19 protein-coding genes and 1 pseudogene are annotated in these 23,261 nt (G+C 73.1%); 2 read left to right on the plus strand and 18 right to left on the minus strand.

Annotated elements, in window-relative coordinates:
- A partial coding sequence (locus ACF1A1_RS31965) for a DUF2332 domain-containing protein (protein ID WP_392004488.1) occupies nt 1–1,033 on the minus strand: 1,033 nt, incomplete at its 3' end.
- 118 nt (nt 1,034–1,151) lie between these two features.
- A complete protein-coding gene (locus tag ACF1A1_RS31970) occupies nt 1,152–2,054 on the minus strand; it encodes a hypothetical protein (RefSeq protein WP_392004489.1) in 903 nt (300 codons plus the stop codon).
- A 611-nt stretch (nt 2,055–2,665) separates the two neighbouring features.
- Between ACF1A1_RS31970 and rho the strand changes: the two genes are divergently transcribed.
- Entirely contained in the window at nt 2,666–3,808 is a 1,143-nt protein-coding gene (gene rho / locus ACF1A1_RS31975) for a transcription termination factor Rho (protein ID WP_392004490.1), read from the plus strand.
- Between the two features lie 130 nt (nt 3,809–3,938).
- Nucleotides 3,939–4,775: pseudogene (locus tag ACF1A1_RS31980) on the plus strand (D-alanyl-D-alanine carboxypeptidase family protein); the annotation flags it as partial.
- Nucleotides 4,776–4,858: 83 nt separating this feature from the next.
- On the opposite strand, the gene ACF1A1_RS31985 reads toward ACF1A1_RS31980, so the two are convergent.
- From ACF1A1_RS31985 to ACF1A1_RS32060, 16 genes are all read right to left on the minus strand, one after another.
- Complete coding sequence (locus tag ACF1A1_RS31985; protein WP_392004491.1) at nt 4,859–6,244, minus strand: glycosyltransferase family 87 protein; 1,386 nt, start codon at nt 6,242–6,244, stop codon at nt 4,859–4,861.
- Nucleotides 6,241–7,638 carry a polyprenol phosphomannose-dependent alpha 1,6 mannosyltransferase MptB gene (gene mptB / locus ACF1A1_RS31990; RefSeq protein WP_392004492.1) on the minus strand — a complete coding sequence of 466 codons (1,398 nt, stop codon included), beginning with the start codon at nt 7,636–7,638 and terminating at the stop codon, nt 6,241–6,243. The genes ACF1A1_RS31985 and mptB overlap by 4 nt, the downstream gene beginning before the upstream one ends.
- Before the next feature lie 102 nt (nt 7,639–7,740).
- On the minus strand, nt 7,741–9,060 hold the full coding sequence (locus ACF1A1_RS31995; protein ID WP_392004493.1) for a hypothetical protein: 1,320 nt from the start codon (nt 9,058–9,060) through the stop codon (nt 7,741–7,743).
- Nucleotides 9,061–9,110: 50 nt separating this feature from the next.
- Entirely contained in the window at nt 9,111–10,049 is a 939-nt protein-coding gene (locus ACF1A1_RS32000) for a glutaminase (RefSeq protein WP_392004494.1), read from the minus strand.
- A 60-nt stretch (nt 10,050–10,109) separates the two neighbouring features.
- Nucleotides 10,110–11,522 (minus strand): aspartate ammonia-lyase, encoded by a 1,413-nt coding sequence (gene aspA, locus ACF1A1_RS32005; RefSeq protein WP_392004495.1) that lies wholly within the window; start codon nt 11,520–11,522, stop codon nt 10,110–10,112.
- A 733-nt stretch (nt 11,523–12,255) separates the two neighbouring features.
- Nucleotides 12,256–13,272 carry an asparaginase gene (locus ACF1A1_RS32010; protein ID WP_392004496.1) on the minus strand — a complete coding sequence of 339 codons (1,017 nt, stop codon included), beginning with the start codon at nt 13,270–13,272 and terminating at the stop codon, nt 12,256–12,258.
- A gap of 44 nt (nt 13,273–13,316) precedes the next feature.
- Complete coding sequence (locus ACF1A1_RS32015; protein WP_392004497.1) at nt 13,317–14,756, minus strand: amino acid permease; 1,440 nt, start codon at nt 14,754–14,756, stop codon at nt 13,317–13,319.
- Nucleotides 14,753–15,430 carry a FadR/GntR family transcriptional regulator gene (locus ACF1A1_RS32020; RefSeq protein ID WP_392004498.1) on the minus strand — a complete coding sequence of 226 codons (678 nt, stop codon included), beginning with the start codon at nt 15,428–15,430 and terminating at the stop codon, nt 14,753–14,755. Before ACF1A1_RS32020 ends, ACF1A1_RS32015 begins: the two co-directional genes overlap by 4 nt.
- Before the next feature lie 161 nt (nt 15,431–15,591).
- Nucleotides 15,592–16,428, minus strand: coding sequence for an undecaprenyl-diphosphate phosphatase (locus ACF1A1_RS32025; RefSeq protein WP_392004499.1), 837 nt, complete (start codon nt 16,426–16,428; stop codon nt 15,592–15,594).
- A gap of 73 nt (nt 16,429–16,501) precedes the next feature.
- Nucleotides 16,502–16,867, minus strand: coding sequence for a fluoride efflux transporter CrcB (gene crcB / locus ACF1A1_RS32030; protein WP_392004500.1), 366 nt, complete (start codon nt 16,865–16,867; stop codon nt 16,502–16,504).
- Complete coding sequence (locus ACF1A1_RS32035) at nt 16,864–17,286, minus strand: DUF190 domain-containing protein (protein ID WP_392004501.1); 423 nt, start codon at nt 17,284–17,286, stop codon at nt 16,864–16,866. Before ACF1A1_RS32035 ends, crcB begins: the two co-directional genes overlap by 4 nt.
- Entirely contained in the window at nt 17,283–17,738 is a 456-nt protein-coding gene (locus ACF1A1_RS32040) for a fluoride efflux transporter FluC (RefSeq protein ID WP_392004502.1), read from the minus strand. Before ACF1A1_RS32040 ends, ACF1A1_RS32035 begins: the two co-directional genes overlap by 4 nt.
- 49 nt (nt 17,739–17,787) lie before the next feature.
- The gene (locus tag ACF1A1_RS32045; protein WP_392004503.1) at nt 17,788–18,780 is read right to left on the minus strand and encodes an SMP-30/gluconolactonase/LRE family protein; all 993 of its coding nucleotides are present in this window, start codon (nt 18,778–18,780) and stop codon (nt 17,788–17,790) included.
- Between the two features lie 136 nt (nt 18,781–18,916).
- On the minus strand, nt 18,917–19,204 hold the full coding sequence (locus ACF1A1_RS32050) for an ArsR family transcriptional regulator (RefSeq protein ID WP_392004504.1): 288 nt from the start codon (nt 19,202–19,204) through the stop codon (nt 18,917–18,919).
- Nucleotides 19,205–19,443: 239 nt separating this feature from the next.
- Nucleotides 19,444–21,012 carry an arabinogalactan endo-beta-1,4-galactanase gene (locus tag ACF1A1_RS32055; RefSeq protein ID WP_392004505.1) on the minus strand — a complete coding sequence of 523 codons (1,569 nt, stop codon included), beginning with the start codon at nt 21,010–21,012 and terminating at the stop codon, nt 19,444–19,446.
- Between the two features lie 165 nt (nt 21,013–21,177).
- The gene (locus ACF1A1_RS32060) at nt 21,178–23,199 is read right to left on the minus strand and encodes a beta-galactosidase (RefSeq protein ID WP_392004506.1); all 2,022 of its coding nucleotides are present in this window, start codon (nt 23,197–23,199) and stop codon (nt 21,178–21,180) included.
- Between the last annotated feature and the right edge of the window lie 62 nt (nt 23,200–23,261).

Raw genomic sequence — 23,261 nt, forward strand, 5'->3', positions numbered from 1 at the left:
AGTCCGCCAGCCACGCCAGCATGCGGCCCCGCGACCAGCAGCGGCCGATGGCCTCGGCGCGCAGAGCCGTCCGGTCGAACACCGCCAGACCGATGATGCTGTGGCCCGAGGCGCGGCGATCGCCGAGTGTCGGTATCGTCGGCGCGACTCCGACCCCCTCCGCCGACACCCACGCCACCGCCCGGCCGGCCGCCGCTTCGTCGAGGCGGTGCAGGAAGCGCAGGCGGCTCTCGAGCGGGAGGTGCGACAGCGCCCACGTCGTGGTGACGACGGGCAGGGCGTCCGCGGGCACCCGGGCGAAGGCGTCGGGCAGCACCTCGACGGCGTCGCCTCGCAGCAGCAGCGGAGGGGCCGCCGCCGCCAACGCCATCTCCGCTTCGAGCCTCGCGATCCGCTCCGGCTGGTCCGGCCACAGGCAGGCGCGCAGCCACCGGGCGTCATCGGCGTCGGTCACGTCGACCGGATCGGGGTCGACGCCGACCCGGGCGACGACCTCGGGCATCGCCCGCGTCGGGACGGGCCGGTCTCCCACGATCGACGACGACATCTGCACGGGAGATGACGGGTCGCCCAGCTTTTGCCCGTTGCCGTACGTGATGCCGACGCGATCGACATGGAGATTGAGCCCGGCCGAACGGCCCACGTCGATCAGCCCCACCGCATGCGCGCCCACCCGGCGCGCCGCCTCGGCGATGGCCGGATACAGCACGGCGCAGCGTCCGGTCTCGTGGGTTCGTGTCGTGCGGCGCACGGCGAGGGCCACGACCGGGTCGGTCATGCGCAGCAGCGTGTCGATCGCCGCGCCGGCGGCGGCTTCGCCGTCCGCGGCGGCATAGGCCGCGGCAAGCGCCGGGGCGCGTCCGGCGAGGGCGAGGTCGTGCAGCGCGGCGAGGATCACGGTGGGGTGCCGCTTGCGCGCCGGCGCCGCCTCGATGGCGCGCAGCGCCTCGTCGGACTCGCTCAGGGCGACGGCGACGCGTGCGTACAGCGGCGATGTCGCGGCGGCGTCGACCTCACCGAAGTGCCGGTACACCTGAGCGAGTGTGCGGGCCCTACCCACGGACGGCGCTTCCTGTGGCTGGTCCTGACATCCCGACGAGTCTAGCCACGGGGACGGCAACCCCGGTCATGCGGGCGCGCTGGGCGCCGGATCAGTTCCTGAGCTCCTCCAGGGTGGCCTTGGTGTCCGTCTTCAGCCAGTCGGTCACCTCGTCGAGCTGCGGCGGGTCGTCGTCCTCGTCGTACGAGGAGAGGTAGACGCTGTAGTTCATCGTGTACGTCACCCAGCCGTCCCGTACGGCGAGCGTGGCGTCCATGGAGCCGCTGTCGGAGGTGTCGGTGGTGTCCTCGCTGACGAGGTAGGCCTCGTCGCCGATGCCCGTGACGGTGTCCACGTCATAATCCGAGCGGCTCTGACCGTAGTTCTTCCACCGGGCGGTGAACTCCGGCCCGGGGTCCGTCTTCTTGTGCAGGCCGACCTCGATGGAGAGGTAGGCGTCCGAGTAGGTCGAACCCGACTTCTTCAGGCTGAGGCTGCAGTGGCTCTCGTCGAGGGCGGAGTCCTCCAGCTCGTTGTGGCTCGGGGAACCGTCCTTCTCCGGGTACTCCGTCTGGAACGACGAGTAGTCCGCGCTGCTGCAGAGGTTCGCCGGTGCCGTGTAGCCGCGCAGGTCCGCGTCGGCTTCCGCGCCGCCGGTCAGGAAGACACCGGCCGCCCAGGCGGCGGACGCCACCACCGCGCCGACGACCGCCCACAGGACCGCCCGTGCGGCCCCGCCGGCCCCGCCGCCGGCCGGGGGGACGGCCGCGGGGCCGTACGGAGCCTGGTGGAGGTACGGATTGGCCGGCTGGGGCAGCCCCGGCTGGCCCGCCAGGGTGGGCTGGGCGTAGAAGGCATGCTGTCCCGGCTGGGACGCGGGCGCCGGCGGAGGGAAGCCCGCCGTCTCACCGGGGCCCGGCGACTGCGGATGCGGATACGGGTACGCGCTCGGCTGGGCGGGCGCCTCGGACGGCTGCTGCTCGGGCTGCTGCGGAGGCTTCGGCGGCGTGGACATGATGTGAAGATAAGGCAGCAATGGCGGTCAAGTCCCTTGTGGTCAGGGATCGTTATGGTCTGGGGACATCTGGCGCGAGACAGGAGGAGGCCGGGGCGGGTTCCGGCCTCCTCCGTCGCGACCCGTGTCACGCGGACGCGGCCCGTACGTCCGGCTCGTCCGCCCCCACCGGTCTCCGCGCCGCGTTCCCGCACACCGGCAGCGGAGTGACGAGCGCACCGAGGAGGGACGCGGCCGCAGATCACCGCGTTCCCTGAGGCGGCGGCGGCTCCGTCTCGTGCCGGGAATGAACCGGGCCGGCGCCGCGTTCCCCCGGCAGGAGTCCCGCATCCCATGGCCAAGGCCGTACACCGAGTGCTACGGTGATGTCGGCATCTGTGACGCCCCGTTGTCGGCGCCGATGCCGGTTCTCCTTCAGTTCGCTGACCCGCCCGCCGGTCACGGCCGGTGCGTCGGCTCTCCCGCACCCCTCGTGAGCAGGACTTCTCCGCTGTACCCGAGGTGATGCTCCCCGCCGTCGGAGGCGTGCGTTCCCGCCCCTCCCGTCGCGGCTTCTCCCCCCTTCCCTTCCGCATGTCTCAAGCCTTCCGTCCTCGAAAGGACCGACCACCATGACCACCACTGTCGAACACCCCCCTGTCCGGCAGCAGCCCCCGGCCCAGCTCGTCACCGGTGTCCTCGACATCGACGGCAACGGGAAGGGGCACCTGCGGGCCGAGCACTGCCTGCCCTCCCCCGCCGACCTCCCCGTCCCGCCCGCGCTGATCCGCCGACTCGGCCTGCGCAAGGGCGACTTCGTCGAGGGAACCGGCGAGGGGCGGCGCGCGCTCACCGACGTGGCGCGCGTCAACGGCCGGACACCGGAGGATCTGCCCGGCCGCCGTCACTTCCGTGACCTCACCCCCCTGCACCCCCACGAGCGGCTCCGCCTCGAACATCCGGCGGCCGGTCTCGCCGGACGGGTCACCGACCTGCTCGCACCCGTGGGCAAGGGACAGCGCGGGCTGCTCGTCGCCCCGCCCAAGACGGGCAAGACCGTCCTGCTCCAGCAGATCGCCGCCGCCGTCGCCGGCAACCACCCCGAGGCCCGGCTGATGGTGGTGCTGCTCGACGAACGCCCGGAGGAGGTCACCGACATGCGGCGCTCCGTGCGCGGCGAGGTGTACGCCTCGACCTTCGACCGGACACCCAAGCAGCACATCGCCCTCGCCGAACTGATCGTCGAGCGGGCCAAGCGGCTCGTCGAGGCGGGCGAGGACGTCGTGATCCTGCTCGACTCGCTGACCCGGCTGTGCCGGGCGCACAACAACGCGGCCGCCGCCGGCGGCCGCACTCTCAGCGGTGGCGTCGACGCCACCGCGCTGATCGGCCCGAAGCGGTTCTTCGGCGCCGCGCGGGCCGCCGAGGAGGGCGGTTCGCTCACCGTCCTCGCCACCGCCCTGGTCGAAACCGGCTCCCGGGCCGACGACTACTTCTTCGAGGAGCTGAAGGGCACCGGCAACATGGAGCTCCGCCTCGACCGGGAACCGGCCTCCCGCTGTGTCTTCCCCGCCGTCGACGTCAACGCCTCCGGCACCCGCCGTGAGGAACTGCTCCTCAACCCCGGCGAGTTGGCGGCCGTACGCGGACTGCGCCGTGCGCTGCACACGCGGGACGGCCAGTCGAACCTGGAGACGCTGCTGGAGCGGATGCGGGCGACACCGGACAACGCGACGTTCCTGCGCCGCATCCAGCCGACGCTGCCGGCCGCGTAGCTCACCGCCGCCGGAGGTCACCCGGACCTGCGGCCCCACGAGCACGCGGCGTGCGGCATCCGGGTGCACGCCCGGGGTGTTCGGCACGGACAAGCACGAGGAAGACCCGGTTCGTTTCTACGTTGATCATATGACAATCGGATTCTCTTCCCGGGTCGCTGTGCCGGCCTGCGCCTTCTGTGTGGCAGGCGTCCTGGCCGCCCTCGGCCCCGCCGCGGCCGCCGCCCCCGCCGCAGCCGACCCCGGAGCGCCCGGCGGCCCACGGGCCACGGCGCCCCGGCCCGGGCTGCTCCACCGCTCCGGTACACAGGTCAGACCCCGCTCCGGAGCACCCGAGGTCCCGGACGTCTCCGCACGGTCGTGGCTGGTGGCCGACGTCCGCACCGGGGAGGTGCTCGCCGCGTCGAACGCGCACCGCAAGCTGCCGCCCGCCAGCACCCTCAAGACGCTGTTCGCCCTCACGGTGCTGCCGGTCCTGCCCGGGGGCGTCCGGCACCGGGTGGCCGAGGAGGAGCTGTCCGGCATCGGTGCCGGCAGCAGTCTCGTCGGAGTCGCCGAGGGAGGGACGTACCGGGTCTCCGACCTGTGGCACGGGGTGTTCCTCAGTTCCGGCAACGACGCCGTGCACGTCCTGGCCGCCCTCAACGGCGGCTGGCGCACCACCGCCGCCCGGATGCAGGCCAAGGCGCGGTCGCTGGGCGCCCTCGACACACGCGTGATGTCCCCGGACGGCTACGACGCGCCGGGCCAGGTGTCGTCGGCGTACGACCTGGCCGTGTTCGGGCGGGCCGGGCTGCGCCATGCCGACTTCGCGCGGTACTGCGCGACGGAGGAGGCGTGGTTTCCCGGGAGCGACGGCGCGTACCCGATCGTCAACACCAACCGGCTGCTGACCGGCGAGGACGGTGTCGAGCCGTATCGGGGGCTGATCGGCGTCAAGAACGGCTACACCAGCGAGGCCGGCCACACGCTCGTCGCCGCCGCCCGCCGGGGCGGGCGCACCCTCGTCGTGACGGTGATGAACCCTCGGGCGGGGGGCAGGTTCGCCGTCTACGAGGAGGCGCGCGAGCTGCTCGACTGGGGGTTCGAGGCCGCCGGGCGCGTCGATCCGGTGGGTTCGCTGGACGAGCTGCGGACGGCGCGATCCCGGGCGGATTCCGATGCGATGCCGGTGGTCGCCGCCGGGCCGGTCGCCGCCGCGGGCGCGGTCGGGGACGGGCGGCCCGGCTGGTCCGAGGCGGCCGTGATCACGGGCGCCGCCGTGCTGGGCGGCGCCTTCGTGGCGCTCGTGCTGTGGCTGCTGGGGCGCCGCCCCTTCGGGCGGTGACCCACCGGCAGCCGCACCAGCAGACCGAGCGTGATCCACGTGTAGAGGTTGCCGCCCACGAAGCCGTCCACGCCGGACGTGTCGTCGGACCACAGCCACACCACGCTCGTGCACAGCACCGCGTACAGGGCGCCCGCCAGGCGCGGGTGCCCGGCGCGGATCAGCACGGCGAAGGAGGGCAGCAGCCATACCAGGTGGTGCACCCAGGTGATGGGGCTGACCAGACAGGCGGTCAGGCCGGTGAGCGCGAAGGCCGCCCGCCAGTCCCCCGCGGCCACCGCCCGCCGCGACCGCCAGGCCCACCCGCACAGCACCAGCACGACCAGCACCGCCCACACAAGCCGGCTCTCCACGCCCAGCCGGGCCAGGACCCCCTGGAGCGACTGGTTGGAGACGTAGTCGAGGCGGCCCACCCGGCTCGTGTCCCACAGGGCCCGGGTCCAGTAGAAGCGGGAGGCGTCCGGGGCGGCGAGGGCCGCGAGCGCCGTGGCCCCGACGGCGACGCCGGTGGCGACGGCGGCCGTGCGCCGGCGGTGGGCGATCAGCAGCAGGCCGATGAAGAGCGCCGGCGTGAGCTTGGTCGCCGCCGCGAGCCCGATGCCGATCCCGGCCCAGCGGGTCCGTCCGGTGGACAGCAGCAGGCAGTCGGTCAGCACCAGGGCCAGCAGCAGGAGGTTCACCTGGCCGAAGCTGAAGGTGTCCCGCACGGGTTCGAACAGCGCGAGGGCGCAGGCGGCGAGGGCGGTGCCGTACCAGCCGTGGCGGCGCCGGGCCCGGCCGGCCAGGACGCGGGCGACGACGGCGAGGGCCGTCAGGTTGAGCAGCAGGGCCGCCGTGATCGCGGTGTGCAGCCCGACCAGCGCCATCGGCAGCATGGCGACGGCCGCGAACGGCGGATAGGTGAAGCCGTACGGCGTGCCCGGCACCCGGTAGTCGTAGACACGGCCGCCGTCGTGCGCCCAGGAGTTGACGGTGCCGTAGTAGACGCGCAGGTCGAACCAGTCGCGCAGGAGGGGGACCGTCGCGGTGAAGACGGTCACGGCGGCGGCGAGGGCGAGGACCAGCAGGAGACGGCCGCGGTCGGTGGCCGGGGTCAGGGGTGGTCTCATGCCGCGCGTCCCAGGGCCGTCGGGGCCTGGGCCGCGAGGTGGGCCTGCCACAGGACGACCACCGCGAGCGCGCCCCCGGAGACCGCGAGGACCAGGCGGCCGGTGTCGGCCGGGCCGCCGTCGGGCAGGACGGCGAGGGCGAGCACGCCGGCGACGGCCGCCGTACGGTGCCGTACGGAGGTGCTGGGGGCCGCGGCGGCGATGAGGAACATGCCCCACAGGGCGTACCAGGGGCGGATGGCCGGGCCGAACGCGGCGACCGCCGCGAGGCTCAGGCCGAGCGCGTACACGGGGCGCGGGCGCAGCCGCCACCAGATGACGGCCAGGGCGACGGCCGTGACGCCCAGACCCAGGGCGTGCCAGGCGGGCACGGCGAGCGGGGCCAGGTCGCTGCCGAGGGTCTCCAGCAGGGCGCGGGTGGCCCGGCCGAGCAGGCTGGTGAGGGCCCAGTTCTGGGCCGAGACCGGGGTGTCGAGGGCGCCGATCCAGCCGTAGCCGGTGCCCGCGACGGCGGTCGCGGTGACCGTGGTGGCGGCGCAGGCGGCCGCCGTGGTCAGGACGGCGCGGACCGGGTGCCGTCCCGCACGCGGGTGGAGGACCAGCACGGCGGCGAGGCCGAGCACGGCGGGCGCCTTGACCAGGGCGGCGAGGGTGACGAGGACGGCGGCGGGGACCGGGCGGCGGCCGAGGGCGGCGACCAGGCCGGCGCCGAGCAGACCCAGCATGACCGCGTCGTTGTGGGCGCCGGCCACCAGGTGCAGCAGGACCAGCGGGTTGAGGGCGCCCAGCCACAGCGCGGCGGCCGGGTCGGCGCCGCTGTGCCGGGCCAGCCGGGGCAGGGCGGCGGCCATCAGCGCCACCCCGCACAGCGCGACGCAGCGCATCCCGATCAGGCCGGCGGGGAGTTCCCCGCGGGTCAGGGCGGACAGGGCGGCGGCGACGGCGAGGAACACCGGGCCGTAGGGGGCGCCGGTGTGCTGCCACAGCGGGGCGACCTCCTCGGCGAGCGGACCGCCGAGCCGCGCCGGGCCGTGTGCGTAGACGTCCATGCGGGCGTCGACCATGGCGCCCTGGGCCAGATAGCTGTAGACGTCCCGGCTGAACAGCGGCGGCGCGATCAGCAGCGGCGCCGCCCAGACGGCGAGGACCAGCACCAGGGCGCGCGGGGTGGGCGGGTCGCCGCCGCGCACCAGGCGGCCGAGCAGCACCCAGGCCGCGGTCAGCAGGACGAGCCCGAAGTACACGCCGACCAGGCCGAGCACGGCCTGCGGCGAGGACGGGGCGAGCAGTTCGCGGACGGGCAGCGCGCCGGCCGTCTCGCCGCCGAGGGCGAGACAGGCGGTGCCGGCCAGGCCCAGCACCTGACAGCGACGGAGATCGACGGGGAAAGCCACGGCCAACACTCCGTCAGCGTGTCAACGCCGGGTGGCCGGAAAGCGACGCTCGGCCCTCCGGGCGGGGGCCTGCGCCTGACCGCCGTGTGTGCGTCCCGGCCGTCAGCGGAAGCGCGGACTGGACACGGGCCCGGACGACTTCACCCGGGCCCGGTCGCCGCGCAGCCAGGTGCCGCGGACGGCCGTGACGAAGTCCGTGAGCCGTTCGACGGGGTCCGCGGGCGTCTCGCCGTCGCCCCGGTCCGGCGTCGGGTCGGCGGCCACGATCTCCGCGGCGATCTCCGCCTCGGGCCGCTCGTCGGGCTCGCCCCGCTCCACCCCGCCGTCGGCGCTCTGCCGCAGCACCTCGCCCCAGGGCGCCACCACCGACTGGTGGAGCAGCGTGACGCTGTCGGGGGTGACGGCGGGCGGGTCGGTCCAGCAGCTCGCGTGCTCGTGGAGCACCTGCCCCGGGACCCTGCCGAACAGCCGGCCGAGTGTCTCCGCTCCCTGGTCGCCCGCGGCCGTCTCGTTCAGGTCGTAGGCGATGACGACGGTGTCCTCGCGTGCCGCGTCGAAGGGCTCCGGCGGGAGTCCGAGGACCTCCGCGGCGGCCAGGCCCAGGATGCGGCTGCCGCGGTCGGGCAGCAGGGAGACCGAACGCGGGCGCGTCCCAGCCGCGTCGAGCACCGCCCTCAGCCGCAGCAGGCCCTGAAGGCAGGTGTCGTGGGTGTCCTGGAGGTAGGCGAACCGTCCGGCCATGCCCGCGCCGAAGCCGTACGGGGAGAGCGTGCCCAGTACGGTGCCGCCCATGACGTACTGCCAGCCGCGCAGGTCCGCGCGGTCCAGCGCGCTCACCGCCTCGACGACCGCCGCGCGTTCCAGGACGCGGTTCTGGCGGTCCCGGGCGGGCAGCCACATGGCGTCCTGCGGGGCCGGCAGCAGCGCGTGGTGACGGCGGGCCAGGTCCAGGTCGCCGGCCAGGACGGCGTTGAAGACCAGCAGGTAGCGGTCGGGCCACTCGGCGAACCCGCCCTCGCGCGCGGCCAGCAGGTCGGCGGCCTCACGGTGCCGGCCCTCGTCCTCGTACGCCGAGACCAGTTCACGCAGGGCCGCCGGGGAGTCCGGTGCCCGGCGCAGGGCCTCGCGCAGCGCGGGAATCGCGAGGTGGGACACGCCGCGCTCCACGCACGCGTACCCGTAGGCGTACAGCGTCTGTGCCGTGTCGGGCTGGGCGGACAGAGCGGTGGCGGCCTGGTGGAGGTCGTCGAACCCGGCGGCCTCGGCGGCCCGTGCGACCACCAGGGCGACCTCCGCAAGGGGCTGGGGCTCGGAGGCCTGCCGCAACCGGCGCAGCGCTCCGGGGACGTCGCCCGCGTCCAGGCGCTCCCAGGCCGTGAGCAGTTCGGGGGACTTGGGGCGGCGGAGCCTGCGCGAGAACATGCCGAGGATCTTCGCCGGTGACCCGGCAGGCGCTCAACCGGATTATCCGATCAGAACACCGACAGTCCCGTCATGGTCGTGAACCGGTCCAGCGCCACCACGCCGGCCACCGAGTTGCCGCGTTCGTCCAGGCCCGGGCTCCACACGCACAGGGTGCAGCGGCCGGGGACGACCGCGATGATGCCTCCGCCGACGCCGCTCTTGCCGGGCAGGCCGACCCGGTAGGCGAAGTCGCCGGCCGCGTCGTAGGTGCCGCAGGTCAGCATGACGGCGTTGACCTGCTTGGCCTGGCTGCGGGTGAGCAGGCGGGTGCCGTCGGCGCGGACGCCGTGCCGGGCGAGGAAGGTGGTGGCCAGGGCGAGGTCGGCGCAGGAGGCGGTGATCGAGCACTGGCGGAAGTACTGGTCGAGCAGGACCGGCACCGGGTTGTCGATGTTGCCGTAGGACGCCATGAAGTGGGCGAGCGCGGCGTTGCGGTCGCCGTGCGCGGACTCGGAGGCGGCGACCTGCCGGTCGAAGTCGAGGTCCGGGTTGCCGCTCTCGGCGCGCAGGAAGGCCAGCAGCTCACCGGCCGCGTCCCCGCTGCGGGTGTGCAGGCGGTCGGTGACGACCAGGGCGCCCGCGTTGATGAAGGGGTTGCGCGGGATGCCGTTCTCGTACTCCAGCTGGACCAGGGAGTTGAAGGGGTTGCCCGAGGGCTCGCGGCCCACGTGCTCCCAGAGCGCGTCGCCCTCGCGGGCCAGGTCCAGGGCGAGGGTGAAGACCTTGGTGATGGACTGCGTGGAGAACGGCTCGCGCCAGTCCCCCACGCCGTACACCGTGCCGTCCAGCTCCGCGACGGCCATGCCGAAGGCGCGGGGATCGCGGGCGGCCAGCGCCGGGATGTAGTCGGCGGGCCGGCCGCGGCCGGGGGTGCGCTCCATCTCCTCGGCGATGCGCTCCAGGACCGGCTGGAAGGTGAGGGACGACGTCGTTGTCATGATCACCATTGTGCCCCTTCGGGTCGGTCCTGGAGCGTCGCCGCAGGTCAGGATTGGATCAGGCGCCGGTCACACCAGGGGTGAGCCGTTGCCCGCGACGACCTCGGGACGCAGCAGGTCGGCGAGTCGCTCGGCGGGCAACAGGCCTTTCTCCAGGACGAGTTCGGCCACGCCGCGACCGGTGACCAGGGCCTCCTTGGCGATGTCGGTGGCCGCCGTGTACCCGATGTGCGGGTTGAGGGCGGTGACCAGGCCGATGGAGTTCTCGACCGTCGCGCGCAGCACCTCGGTGTTGGCGGTGATGCCGGACACGCAGCGCTCGGCGAGGGTCAGGCAGGCCGCGCGCAGGTGGGTGATGGACTCCGAGAGGGAGTGCAGGATGATCGGCTCGAAGGCGTTGAGCTGGAGCTGTCCGGCCTCGGCGGCCATGGTGATGGTCACGTCGTTGCCGATCACCTCGAAGGCGACCTGGTTGACGACCTCGGGGATCACCGGGTTGACCTTGCCGGGCATGATGGACGAACCGGCCTGCACCGGCGGGAGGTTGATCTCGCCGAGGCCGGCGCGCGGTCCGGAGGACAGCAGGCGCAGGTCGTTGCAGCTCTTCGAGAGCTTGACGGCGATCCGCTTGAGGACGCCGGACATCTGGACGAACGCACCGCAGTCCTGGGTGGCTTCGACCAGGTTGGCGGCGGTGACCAGCGGCAGGCCGGTGATCTCGGCGAGGTGACGGCGGGCGGACTCGGCGTACCCGGCGGGGGCGTTGAGGCCGGTGCCGATCGCCGTCGCCCCCAGGTTGATCTCGTGGATCAGCTCGACGGCCTCGGCGAGCCGGCTGCGGTCCTCGTCGAGCATGACGGCGTAGGCGGAGAACTCCTGGCCGAGCGTCATCGGCACCGCGTCCTGGAGCTGGGTGCGCCCCATCTTCAGGACGTCACGGAACTCGACGGCCTTGCGGGCGAAGGCGTCCTGGAGGACCGCCATGGCCTTCAGCAGACCTCGTACCGCGAAGACCGTCGCGACCTTGACGGCCGTGGGGTAGACGTCGTTCGTCGACTGCCCGAGGTTGACGTCCTCGTTCGGGTGCAGGTACCGGTACTGCCCCTTGTCGTGGCCGAGCAGCTCCAGGGCCCGGTTGGCGACGACCTCGTTGGCGTTCATGTTGGTCGAGGTCCCGGCGCCGCCCTGGACGACGTCCACCACGAACTGGTCGTGCAGCTGGCCGGCGCGGATCTCGCGGCAGGCGGCGACGATGGCGGCGGCCTTCTCGGGCGCCAGCAGACCGAGCTCCTCGTTGGCGAGGGCGGCGGCCTCCTTGACGGCGGCGAGGGCGTCGATCAGGTGCGGGTAGGCGGAGATCGGGGTGCCGGTGATGGGGAAGTTCTCGGTGGCGCGCAGGGTGTGGACACCCCAGTACGCGTCGGCGGGGACGTCCCGGTCTCCGAGCAGGTCGTGTTCGCTGCGGGTGGCGGCGGCGGTCATGAGGGTGCGGCCTCTTTCTGAGGGTGAGGGTGGGAGGAGCGGGCGACGTCTGCGGGGGTGGGGGCCGGCCCGGGCGGTACGGGGTGACGCCCGCCCGGGCCGGTCCCCGGAGCCGGACCGGCGGGTGACCGGGGCGGCGGTTCGGGGGTGGTGCCACACGAGCCGGGCGGGCGTCGGTGGCGCGTGACAGGGGCTGAGCGGCCGGCGGACCCGGCCGGGACGGGTGGTCGTCCGGCACGGGGACGGCGAACGACGGCGACCGGCCGAGCCGGGTGGGCGCCCGTCGGCGGGTACCGCGGCGACGAACCGGCAGGCCGGTCCCCCGGGGAACACGACCCGGCCGAACGGCACCCCGGCGGAAACCCACCGACCCGGCCGAGCACCAAGCCCCGCCCCGCCGCGAAACCGGCACGCCGTCCACCGCCGTCCGCGCCGCCCGCCGCAGCCGGCCGGAGCGGCTGTGCGGCCTCTGCCGCCGAGCCGGCCGGCCGAGCCGACCACAGGTCGACGTGCGGCCGGGCCGGACGGCAGGCGGTGACCGCCGCACACCCCGGTCGGGTGACGGCCGTACGGGCCGTGCGGCCCGCACCGCTCCCCGGCACCGGCGGCCGGTTCGGCCCTGACGGCGGCCCCCCGGGCCGCACCGCGCCGGCGCTGACCGGCCGGAGCCGTCCGGCGCGGGCCGGCGCACGACCGACAGGCGCCGTACGACCGTGCCGGCCGCCGGCAGGCATCACGCGCAGGCCGGCAGGGTGACCGGGTCCAGTGCCCGTACCGGGCGGACGCAGCCGACCGGTTCGCCGCCGCCGAGCAGGGGCTCGCCCGCGAACTCGGTGAGCAGGGCGGGGTCGACACCGGCGCGGGCGAGCGCGGCCGCGGTGACCGGGACGCGGGCCCGGTTGGCGCCGTCGGCTATCTTCACGGCGACCGCGCGGCCGTCGGGCAGCGCGGCGACCTCGACGCCCTCGAAGCCGTCCTTGGCGAGCAGTCCGGGCACGGCCCGCATCAGCGCGGCCACGTCCCGGCCGGAGCCGGAGGCCATCTCGGCGTGCCGGCGCATCGCGTCCGCCACCCGCGCCTCGGGGGTGCCGGGCGCGGCGGTGGTGATGCGGGCGGCGGCCCGGGCCAGGCCGTTCAGGGACACGGAGAAGAGAGGGGCGCCGCACCCGTCGACGGTGACCCGCGCGATGCGCTGGCCGGTGAGGTCCTCGACGATCTCGGCGATCGCCTGCTGGAGCGGGTGCTCGGGGTCGAGGTAGCCGTCGAGGGGCCAGCCGTTGAGCCGGCAGGTGTACAGCATGGCCGCGTGCTTGCCCGAGCAGTTCTGGGCGAGGCGGGAGGGCAGCCGGCCCGCCCGGACCCACGTGTCGCGGACGACCGGGTCGTACGGCATGTCCGTGACGTTGCGCAGGTCGTCCTCGGTGACACCGGCCAGCTCGAGGATCCGCCGGGCGCCGGCGAGGTGGCGTTCCTCGCCGGAGTGGCTGGCGGCGGCGAGCGAGAGCAGTTCGCCGTCGAGCGGGAGCCCGGCCCGCACCATGGCGACGGCCTGGACGGGCTTGAGCGCCGAGCGGGGGTAGAAGGCGACCTCGACGTCGCCGAGCTGGAAGTCGACCTCGCCGTCCGTGCCGAGGACGACGACGGAGCCGTAGTGGATGCCTTCGGTCACCCCGCCGCGGACGAGGTGGGCGACGGGGGCGTGGAGGGGTTCGCGGATCGCGGGGGCGTCGGCGAGGGAACTGCTGTACATCACTGCCTGGATCACTGGTGAGTGGGCGGGGGCCTGCGGCGGGTTCACGCGTCGGCCCTGGACGAGGTGCGCGGGAGGCGGCCGCGGATGGCGTACCAGCCCGCGACGAGCGCGGCGACGATCAGCGGCAGGCACAGCACGGTGGTGCGTCCGGCGCCGCCGTCGGCGTACATGAGGACCAGGACGGAGGCGAGGAAGGCCAGCGTCACGAGTTCGGTCCAGGGGGAGCCCGGCAGTCGGTAGCCGGGCCGGGTCAGCTCGCCCTTCTGGGTCCTCTGCCAGAAGAGGAGGTGACAGATCATGATCATGCCCCAGGTGGCGAGGATGCCGATCGCCGCGAAGTTCAGGACGATCTCGAAGGCGTCCGCCGGGACGACGAAGTTGAGGCCGACACCGAGGACGCACATGCCGCTGGTGAGCAGGATGCCGCCGTAGGGGACCTGGCTGCGGCTCATCTTCGCGGTGAAGGCGGGGGCGGAGCCGTTGACTGCCATGGAGCGCAGGATGCGGCCGGTGGAGTACAGGCCCGAGTTGAGGGACGACATCGCCGCGGTGAGGACGACCAGGTTCATCACGCCGCCGGCCGCGGGGACCCCGATGTTGGACAGGACCGTCACGAAGGGGCTCTCGCCGGCCGTGTACGCGTTCCACGGCAGCAGCATCGAGAGCAGGACGACCGAGCCGACGTAGAACAGGCCGACCCGCCACATGATCGAGTTGATCGCCTTCGGCATGATCTTCTCGGGGTTCTCGGTCTCCCCTGCGGCGACGCCGACCAGCTCGACGGAGGCGTAGGCGAAGACGACGCCCTGGATGATCAGCAGCATGGGCAGCAGGCCGTTGGGGAAGACGCCGCCGTGGTCGGTGATCATGGACGGGCCGGGGGTGGTGCCGTCGACCGGGTGCTGGGTGACCAGCAGGAAGATGCCGATGCACATGAAGACCACGAGCGCGCCGACCTTGACGATGGCGAACCAGAACTCCAGTTCGCCGAAGATCTTCACCGAGATGAGGTTCACGGTGAGGACCACGGCCAGGGCGATGAGCGCGATCACCCACTGGGGTATGTCGGAGAACATGCCCCAGTAGTGGGTGTAGGTGGCCACCGCGGTGATGTCGGCGATGCCGGTGGTGGCCCAGTTCAGGAAGTACATCCAGCCCGCGGTGTACGCGCCCTTCTCGCCGAGGAACTCGCGGGCGTACGACACGAAGGCGCCGGAGGACGGGCGGTACAGGACGAGTTCGCCGAGGGCGCGCACCACGAGGAAGGCGAAGACTCCGCAGACCGCGTAGGCGATGAAGAGGGAGGGGCCGGCGTCGGCGAGTCGGCCGCCGGCGCCGAGGAAGAGGCCGGTGCCGATGGCGCCGCCGATGGCGATCATGTTGACGTGCCGGGACTTCAGGGACTTGCTGTAGCCCGCGTCTCCGGCGTCGACGTGACGGGTCGAGGGGCGCGTCTCGTCTTTGAGGTGCTGTTCGCTCACGCCTCGGGTCCGCCTTCCAGGGGAGTGCTCGTGCCGGGGGTCCGCACGATGTCGGTGAGGGTCGTCTCGACGCGGTCGAGGTGATGGCTCATGGCCTCCACCGCGTCGTGCTCGGAACCGTCGATCAGCGCCTCGACGATGGCCCGGTGCTCGCGGTTGGACTGCTCGCGGCGCCCGCCCAGCTCGTTGAGGAAGGCCGACTGACGCGCCAGTGCGTCACGGATCTCCTCGATGACCCGGCGGAAGACCGGGTTCTGGGCGGCCTCGGCGACGGCCAGGTGGAAGAGGGTGTCCATTGCGACCCACGCCGTGGTGTCCGTCTCCCGTTCCATCCGGTCCAGCAGGTGGGCCAGGTGGTCGAGGTTCTCCGGGGTGCGGCGCAGGGCCGCGTACCCGGCGACCGGGATCTCGACGTGGCGGCGCACTTCCAGCAGGTCGCTGGCCGCGTAGTCGCCGAAGGTGGGGTCCTCGACGGTGTTCGCGACCACGAAGGTGCCCTTGCCGGTCCGGGAGACCGTCAGACCCATCGTCTGCAGGGCGCGCAGTGCTTCTCGCAGGACGGGCCGGGAGACCTCGAGGGTGCGGCAGAGCTCCGCCTCGGAGGGGAGCTTGTCGCCGATGGCGTACTGGCCGCGCTCGATGGCGCCACGGAGGTGGCCGAGAACCGCTTCCATCGCGCTGACGCGACGGGGCGGCCGACCACCTGTCTGGCTGTCTGACAGGTTCACGGGAGAGATGATCCGGGTGACGCACGGCCGATGTCAAGGCGAGTGAAAGGAAACATTCACCGGGCGCGGGTCCTGAAAAAACGCGGACTTCACGCCCGGGGCACGGCTCACCCGCTCAGCACACCCGTCCCCAGCAGCCCGAACAGCAGCAGGCCGACGACGATCCGGTAGATCACGAACGCGTTGAAGGAGTGCTTGGCGACGAACTTCAGCAGCCAGGCGATGGAGGCGTAGGCGACCACGAAGGACACGGCCGTGCCGACGGCCAGCGGCGCCGCGCCCACGCCGGTGCCGAGGGCGTCCTTCAGCTCGTAGAGGCCGGCGCCGGTCAGGGCCGGGATGCCGAGGAAGAAGGAGAGGCGGGTGGCGGCGACGCGGTCGAGGTCGAGCATGAGCGCGGTGGACATGGTGGCGCCGGAGCGGGAGAAGCCGGGGAAGAGCAGCGCGAGGATCTGGGAGCCGCCGACCAGCATGGCGTCGTTGAACGAGGTGTCGTCCTCGCCCCGCTTGTGCCGGCCCATCTGGTCGGCCGCCCACATCACGCCGCTGCCGGCGAGCAGTGAGCCGGCGACCACCCAGAGGGAGGCGAGCGGCCCCTCGATGAGCGGCTTGGCGGCCAGGCCGACGGCGACGATCGGGATCGTCGCGCAGATCACCCACCAGGCGAACCGGTAGTCGTGGTGGTGGCGCTCGTCCTTGTCCGCCAGGCCGCGGAACCAGGCGGAGACGATCCGCGCGATGTCCTTGCGGAAGTACACCAGGACGGCGGCGATCGCCCCGACCTGGATGACGGCGGAGAACCCCACGACCGCGTCGTCGTCGACCGGGATGCCCATCAGGCCCTCGGTGATCTTCAGGTGGCCGGTGGAGGAGACGGGGAGGAACTCGGTCACTCCCTCGACGGCTCCGAGGACGACGGCTTGGCCGACGGAGATGGCGCTCATGGGATCCAGTTCTGCGGGCGGGTCGACGGTGCGGGGCACAGTCCTACCAGGCCCGGGTACGGATCCGGTGCGTCTACGGCCACACGAGCTGGCCGAGCGCGACCCCCGCGAAGGCCGCCCCGAGCCCGGCCGCCACGCTCCCCAGGGCGTTGGCCATGGCGTACAGCCCGGCGCCGGTCTCCATGAGCCGCAGGGTCTCGTACGAGAAGGTGGAGTACGTCGTCAGGGCCCCGCACAGCCCGGTACCCAGGAACAACCGCAGGTCGGGGCCGACGGGAGCGGCACCGGTCAGCACGCCGAGGACGAGGCAGCCGACGACGTTGACCACGAAGGTGCCCCAGGGGAAGACCGACTCGTGGCGCGCCTGCATCGCGCGGTCGGTCAGATAGCGGAGCGGGGCGCCGATCATTCCGCCGACGACGACCACCAGCCAGTTCACAACGATCTCTTACCCTTCGTGTCCGTTTCGCCCGCTTCGCCGTCGCGGTCGGCGACGGGGGTGCCTCCGGCCGGGCGCGGCCAGGAGCGGGGGATGACGGCCTCGCACTCGTCGAGGGTCACGAGCCCTCGCCCTTCCGTGAGGAGCTCGTCGAGCTGCGGCAGGAAGGCCCGGACGCGCTCCTCGGTGTCGACCACGACGACCGCCATGGGGAGGTCCTCGCTGAGGGACAGCAACCGGGAGGTGTGGATCAGCGAGGAGGCGCCGAAGCCCTCGATGCCGCGGAAGACGCTCGCGCCCGCGAGGCCCGCCGCATGGGCACGGTGCACGATCTCCGTGTACACGGGTTTGTGGTTCCAGGTGTCGTCCTCGCCGACCAGGACGGTCAGGCGCAGGGCGCGGCCGGTGGCACCCGTCATCGCCGCCTCCCGCGCAGGGCGAGGCGGGTCCCGGTGGCCGCGAGCCAGACCGCGGCGAGCGCCGCGAACAGGGTCGCCGTCAGATAGGCCAGGGCCGTGCCCGGCCGGCCCGCGTCGAACAGTCCCCGCAGGTCGACCGCGTACGTCGAGAAGGTGGTGAAGCCGCCGAGGACGCCGGTGCCGAAGAAGGGGCGGACGAGGCGGTGGACGCTCAGCGCCTCGGTGATCAGTACCAGGAACACGCCGATCAGCGCGCAGCCGACGACGTTGACCCAGAGCGTCGTCCAGGGGAAACCGCCGGCCGGCGTGGGCCACCACAGCGAGGCCGCGTAGCGGGCGGCGGCGCCGAGGCCGCCGCCGACCGCGACCACGGTGACCACCGGGAGCTGCCCCGTCCCGGCGGGCCGCCGCGGGGCACTGCTGCGGAGGCTCTCGGCCTCCTGGGCTGTCATGTCGTACGTCTCTCCTGCCTGGCGCCCGCCGCCCCGCCCACGGGGTGGATCACGGCCGGTCTCCAGCGTAACGCCGGATCATGTGGCCCCCGGGTGCCTCGCAGACCGCGATACCCCGCTCCCACAGGCTGCCCAGGACCAGCCGGCCGCGGGCCTCGCAGACGCTGGTGACCATGCGGAACCCGGAGTGGCGGCGGGAGAGGCGGTGGACGACGCGGCCCTCGTCGTCCACCGCGAGGACCCCGGTCGTGCCCGAGGGGCGGAAGGGGGCGTGCAGGGCGAGACGGGCGGCGCGGCGGCGGACGGCGGGGCCGGCGCGGTGGAGCAGGTCGAGCGGGGGGACGCGGGGGCCGGCGAGTGCGACCCAGACCGGGCCGTCGGGGGCGCCGCGCCACAGGTTGTCCGGGAAGCCCGGCAGGTTCTCGACGAACGGCTCGGCCTGCCCCGCCCTCGGGCCGGTGAGCCGGCAGCGGGTGAGGCGGCGGGCGCCGGTCTCGGCGACGATCAGGAAGGAGCCGTCGCCGCTCGGGGCGAGGCCGTTGGCGAACTGGAGCCCCTCCAGGACGACTTCGGGTTCCCGGTCGCCGGGCGCGAGGCGCAGCAGGCGTCCGGTGCCGGTGTGTTCGACGAGGTCGCCGATCCAGTCCCGTAAGGGGTGGACCCGGCTGGAGACGGTGAAGTAGACGGTCCCGTCGGCCAGGGCGACGGCGTTGCTGCAGAACCGCAGCCGCTCCCCCGCCGCCGACTCGGCCAGGACGCGCACCCGGCCGGTGTCGGGGTCCATCCGCAGCAGCGCCCCGTCGGCGTCGCACACCAGCAGATCGCCGTCCGGGAGGAGTTCGAGGCCCAGCGGGCGGCCGCCGATCTCGCCGATCCGCTCGACCCGGGCCGTCGGCGGGTCGTCCAGGCCGTCGATGCGCAGGATCCGCCCGTCCGCCAATCCGGTCAGGACCCGGCCCCGTGGGTCGGCGACGACGTCTTCGGGCCCGTGGCCGGGGAGGGTGACGTACCGGAGGGGGACGAGAGCCGTGCGACGGTCCATGGAGTGCTGCCCTTCCTGTCGGAGGCAGCCACCGTCTCAGACCGGCAGGTCCGCCGCGTGGCGCGTCCGTGGTTGTTCGTCGCGGATGGGCGGAAAGCGCCCCTCTGTTCCCCGGTGGCCCTGCTGCCAGCCGCTTCTACCAGCCCTTCTCGAACATCCGGGCCACCTCGGCGATGCGCATCTCGTCGCGCCGGTAGTAGGTGCGGCGGCGGATCCGCCTGGTGCGCAGCAGGCCGAGGTCGGCGAGCAGGCAGAGGTGGGTGTCCGCCACGCCGCGGCGCACGCCCAGCTTCGCCGCGACGGCGTCCGCGGTGACGCCGTCCCGGACGAGGTCGCCGTACCGCTGTGGCGGGAAGTGCCGGGCCGGCTCCTTCAGCCACTCCAGGATGTCCAGTCGCCGTTCACTCACAGGAGCCCTCAGCATCGTCGTCCCCTCCGTCCCTTCCGTCGGAGCACCCCTCGTACCGCGTCTTCCCACTCTTCCGCAGTCGAGGCCGCCGCGTCCCGGACTCCCTCACCCTTGGCCGGGACCCAACATCCCTGCCCTGTCGGGGTGTTGGGCACAGCGCGGGAACACGGGCAGGGGCCCGGCCGCGGGGAGGCGGCCGGGCCCCTGGGTGAGCAGGTCACGGGGTCAGCGGTGGCTGAGCCGTGCCCCCGCGGTCAGCGGTGGCTGAACCACGCCGTCGAGGACAGCGCCCTGTCGTCGTAGCCGAACAGGGCCTGGTTCTCCCAGCCGTTGCCGGAGGAGGCGTCGGTGGGGTCCCAGCCGTTGCCGGTGACGGCGGTCCAGGTCGCCTCCCAGTAGAAGACGCCGAGACCGCGGCCGTTGGGGACGGCCTCCACGATGTTGGCCACGGCGTTCATCCAGGCGAGCTGGCCGGCCGCGGTCGCCGGGTAGCCGGAGACCAGTTCGCCGGTGGTGTTGATGATGTTCTCGTGCGAGTCCTCGCTGTCCAGCCGGAACGGGTAGGCCGTCTCGGCCACGAAGACCGGCTTGCCGTAGCGGGAGGCGGCGTCGTCCAGGGTGGTCTGGAACTCCGCCAGCGTGCCGTGCCAGTAGCCGTAGTACGACAGGCCGATCGCGTCGAACTTCACGCCGTTGGAGACCGCGCTGTCGAACCACCAGCGGGTGCCGGACAGGTCGCCGCCCTTGGCGAGGTGCAGCGCGACGGTGGTGGACGCGTTGACCGCCTTGACCGCGTCGTAGCCGGAGTTGAGCAGACCGGCGAGCTGCGACCAGTTGGAGGTGGAACCCTCGTTCCACAGCATGCCGCCGTTGATCTCGTTGCCCACCTGGACCATGTCGGCGGTGGTGCCCTGGGCCTTCAGCGCGTTCAGCACGTCGTACGTGTGGTTGTACACGTCCGTCCTGAGCTGGGTGTAGGAGTGGCCCGCCCAGGCGGCCGGCTTGCTCTGGGCGCCCGGGTCGGCCCAGGTGTCCGAGTAGTGGAAGTCCACCAGGAGCTTCTGGCCCGCGGCCTTGACGCGCTTGGCCATGGCGAGCACGCGCGTCTTGTTGTTGTAGCCGTCGGCCGGGTTGACCCAGACCTTCAGGCGCGCGTAGTTCATGCCGGCGTTCTTCAGGATGGTGACCGCGTCACCGGTGGTGCCGGAACCGGTCCTGTAGACGCCGCCCTTGGCCTCGCTCTTGGGGAGGGAGGAGATGTCGGCGCCCTTGATCGACAGGCCGGTGGTGCCGGACGTGAAGGTCAGGTCGTCGACATTGATCCAGTTGCCCGCGTTCGCGTCGCTGTTGATGCTGATCGTGCACTGGTTGTTCGTCACCGCCACCGGGACGACGATGTGGATCCAGCCGCTGGAGGAGACCGGCAGGTCGGTGCGCTGCTCGGCACCGCCGCAGTTCTTCAGGGCTATATAGGCCGCCTTCTGGCCGCCGCCGGAGCGGACCCAGGCGGTCAGCTTGTAGTTGCCGTTGGTCAGCCCCGACAGGTACTGGTACGTCTCCACCTTGTACGCCGACGACGACCAGTGGCTGAGGCGGTAGCTGCCGCTGTGGCCGCCGGCCTCGGTGAAGGAGGCGGAGTTCTGGCCGGCCGCGGAGTACGTGGACCAGCCGGTCGGCGTCGCGGTGCCGGTGCCGTTGGACTCGAAGCCGCCGTTGGTGAGCGTGGAGGCCGCCTGGGCGGTCTGCGCGGGCAGGGAGGTGAGGGCGAGCCCCGCGGCGAGCGGAAGCAGCAGGGCCTTCAGGGTGCGTCTGGGATGGAACATCGTCGTCCGTCGTCCCTTCGACGTGATGGGGATGGGGATTCCCTCGGGGGTGAGGGTCCCGGATGGTCCCCTCGGGGGTGAGGGAGACCGGCAGGGGTTTCCCTCGGGGGTGAGGGGCCCCCTCCGCCCGCGGCTCGCGGCTCCACGGGCGAAGGGGGAGTCGGTTCAGCCGTCGAGTCGGACGACCCGGACGGCGCCCGCCGGGACTTCGAGGCGGCCGGCGGCGCGTTCGCCGGTCAGCAGCTCGGTGCCGGGCGTGTCCAGCGGCACCTTGGCGTCGGTGCCGGTGTGGTTGACGGCGAACAGGTAGCGGCCCGTCTCGCCGGTGCGGCGCACGACCTCCACGTCGCGCGGCAGGTCGGCATGCGGCGCCACCCGGGCGTCCTCGGCGGCCCAGCCGAGCAGGGCGTCCAGACCCTCGTGGCCGAGGCGGGTGGAGACGTACCAGGCGGTGCCCTCGCCGAGGCGGTGGCGGGTGACGGCCGGGTGGCCGGCGGTGAGGCCGTCGGCGTACGTCCAGACGGTCTCGGCGCCGCGCGGCACCACGAACTCCGTCCACACGTCACCGCTCAGCTCGGAGCCGTCCGGGCCGGTGATCCGGACGCTCTCCCCCGGCAGCAGCGGCGAGAACTCCTCGACGGTCAGGCCCAGGACGTCGCGCAGCGCGCCCGGGTAGGCGCCCTCGTGGACGGCGTCGTGCTCGTCGACGATGCCGGAGAAGAAGGACACGACGAGGGTGCCGCCGTTGCGGACGTACTCCTCGAGGTTGTTCCCGGCCGCCTCGGTCATCAGGTACAGGGCGGGCACCACGACCAGCGGGTACGCCGACAGGTCGGCCTCGGGGCGGGCGAAGTCGACGGTGAGGTGGCGGTCGTAGAGGGCCTCGTAGAAGGCGTCGGCGCGCTCGCGCGGGTCGTGGTCCTCGGTGGGGCGCCAGGCGAGGTTCTGCGCCCACCAGGAGTGCCAGTCCCACAGGACGGCCACGTCGGCCTCGGTGCGGGTGCCCCGGACCGCGCTCAGCGAGTCGAGGGCGGCGCCGAGTTCGACGACCTCGCGCCACACGCGCGTGTCGGTACCGCCGTGCGGGACCATCGCCGAGTGGAACTTCTCGGCACCGCGCCGGGACTGCCGCCACTGGAAGAACATCGCGCCCTCGGAGCCGCGGGCGACGTGCCCGAGGGAGTTGCGGGCCATCTGGCCGGGTGCCTTGGCGGGGTTGCGGGGCTGCCAGTTGACGCCCGAGGTGGAGTGCTCCAGGAGGATCCAGGGGGCGCCGCCCGCGACGGAGCGGGTGAGGTCGGCGGCCATCGCGAGGTTGACGTGGGTGCGGCGGCCGTCGGTGATCAGGTAGTGGTCGTTGGTGACGATGTCGACCTCGCGGCCCCAGGCCCAGTAGTCGACCGAGTCGCACTGGCTGAGGGCCGTCATGAAGTTGGTGGTCACCGGGACGCCGGGCGACAGGCGGTGCAGGATGTCCCGCTCCATCACGAAGTTCTCGCGCATGGTGGCGTCGGCGAACCGGCGGTAGTCCAGCGCCTGGCCCGGGTTGCCGACGGTGGGCGTGGTGCGCGGCGGGTTGACGTCCTCGAGGCGCGCGTAGCGCTGGCCCCAGAAGGCGGTGCCCCAGGCCTCGTTCACCGCGTCGACCGTGCCGTACGTGGTCTCCAGCCAGCGGCGGAAGTGGGCGGCGCAGGAGTCGCAGTAGCAGGCGGAGACGGGGACGCCGTACTCGTTGTGCACATGCCACATCGCGAGCGCCGGGTGGTCGCCGTAGCGCTCGGCGAGGCGGGTGGTGATGCCGGCCGCGGCCTCGCGGTAGTCGGCGTTGCTGTGGCAGATCGCGGCGCGGGAGCCGAACTCGTAGCGCACGCCGTCGGGGGTGACGGGCAGCGCCTCGGGGTGCCGCCGGTAGAACCAGACGGGCGGGGCCACGGTGGGGGTGCCCAGATCGACGCGGATGCCGTTCTCGTGCAGCAGGTCGAGGATCCGGTCGAGCCAGCCGAAGTCGTACACCCCGGGCGCGGGTTCCAGGAGGGCCCAGGAGAAAATCCCGACACTCACCATGGTGACGCCGGCCTCGCGCATCAGCCGGACGTCCTCGTGCCAGACGCTTTCCGGCCACTGCTCGGGGTTGTAGTCCCCACCGAAGGCGAGCCTGGTGAGGCCCCTGGGGGTGGTCTCCGGCATGGATCTCTCCCGTTTAATCGATCATTTGGGAACGTGCACACATGATGTCGGCGGTGCGATCC

Origin of the sequence: Streptomyces sp. NPDC014995, assembly GCF_043080745.1 — a bacterium.
Classification (GTDB): Bacteria; Actinomycetota; Actinomycetes; order Streptomycetales; family Streptomycetaceae; genus Streptomyces.

Bases quoted from the DNA above. Each gene is read 5' to 3' on its own strand.
- aspA (WP_392004495.1), bottom strand. From the start codon at position 11,522: ATGACCGCCGCCGCCACCCGCAGCGAACACGACCTGCTCGGAGACCGG.
- ACF1A1_RS32025 (WP_392004499.1), bottom strand. From the start codon at position 16,428: ATGAGCGCCATCTCCGTCGGCCAAGCCGTCGTCCTCGGAGCCGTCGAG.
- ACF1A1_RS32055 (WP_392004505.1), bottom strand. From the start codon at position 21,012: ATGTTCCATCCCAGACGCACCCTGAAGGCCCTGCTGCTTCCGCTCGCC.
- ACF1A1_RS32010 (WP_392004496.1), bottom strand. From the start codon at position 13,272: ATGTACAGCAGTTCCCTCGCCGACGCCCCCGCGATCCGCGAACCCCTC.
- ACF1A1_RS32050 (WP_392004504.1), bottom strand. From the start codon at position 19,204: ATGCTGAGGGCTCCTGTGAGTGAACGGCGACTGGACATCCTGGAGTGG.
- ACF1A1_RS32060 (WP_392004506.1), bottom strand. From the start codon at position 23,199: ATGCCGGAGACCACCCCCAGGGGCCTCACCAGGCTCGCCTTCGGTGGG.
- ACF1A1_RS31985 (WP_392004491.1), bottom strand. From the start codon at position 6,244: ATGAGACCACCCCTGACCCCGGCCACCGACCGCGGCCGTCTCCTGCTG.
- ACF1A1_RS32045 (WP_392004503.1), bottom strand. From the start codon at position 18,780: ATGGACCGTCGCACGGCTCTCGTCCCCCTCCGGTACGTCACCCTCCCC.
- ACF1A1_RS31970 (WP_392004489.1), bottom strand. From the start codon at position 2,054: ATGTCCACGCCGCCGAAGCCTCCGCAGCAGCCCGAGCAGCAGCCGTCC.
- ACF1A1_RS32040 (WP_392004502.1), bottom strand. From the start codon at position 17,738: ATGACAGCCCAGGAGGCCGAGAGCCTCCGCAGCAGTGCCCCGCGGCGG.
- ACF1A1_RS32020 (WP_392004498.1), bottom strand. From the start codon at position 15,430: ATGGAAGCGGTTCTCGGCCACCTCCGTGGCGCCATCGAGCGCGGCCAG.
- rho (WP_392004490.1), top strand. From the start codon at position 2,666: ATGACCACCACTGTCGAACACCCCCCTGTCCGGCAGCAGCCCCCGGCC.
- ACF1A1_RS32000 (WP_392004494.1), bottom strand. From the start codon at position 10,049: ATGGTGATCATGACAACGACGTCGTCCCTCACCTTCCAGCCGGTCCTG.
- ACF1A1_RS32035 (WP_392004501.1), bottom strand. From the start codon at position 17,286: ATGACGGGTGCCACCGGCCGCGCCCTGCGCCTGACCGTCCTGGTCGGC.
- ACF1A1_RS31995 (WP_392004493.1), bottom strand. From the start codon at position 9,060: ATGTTCTCGCGCAGGCTCCGCCGCCCCAAGTCCCCCGAACTGCTCACG.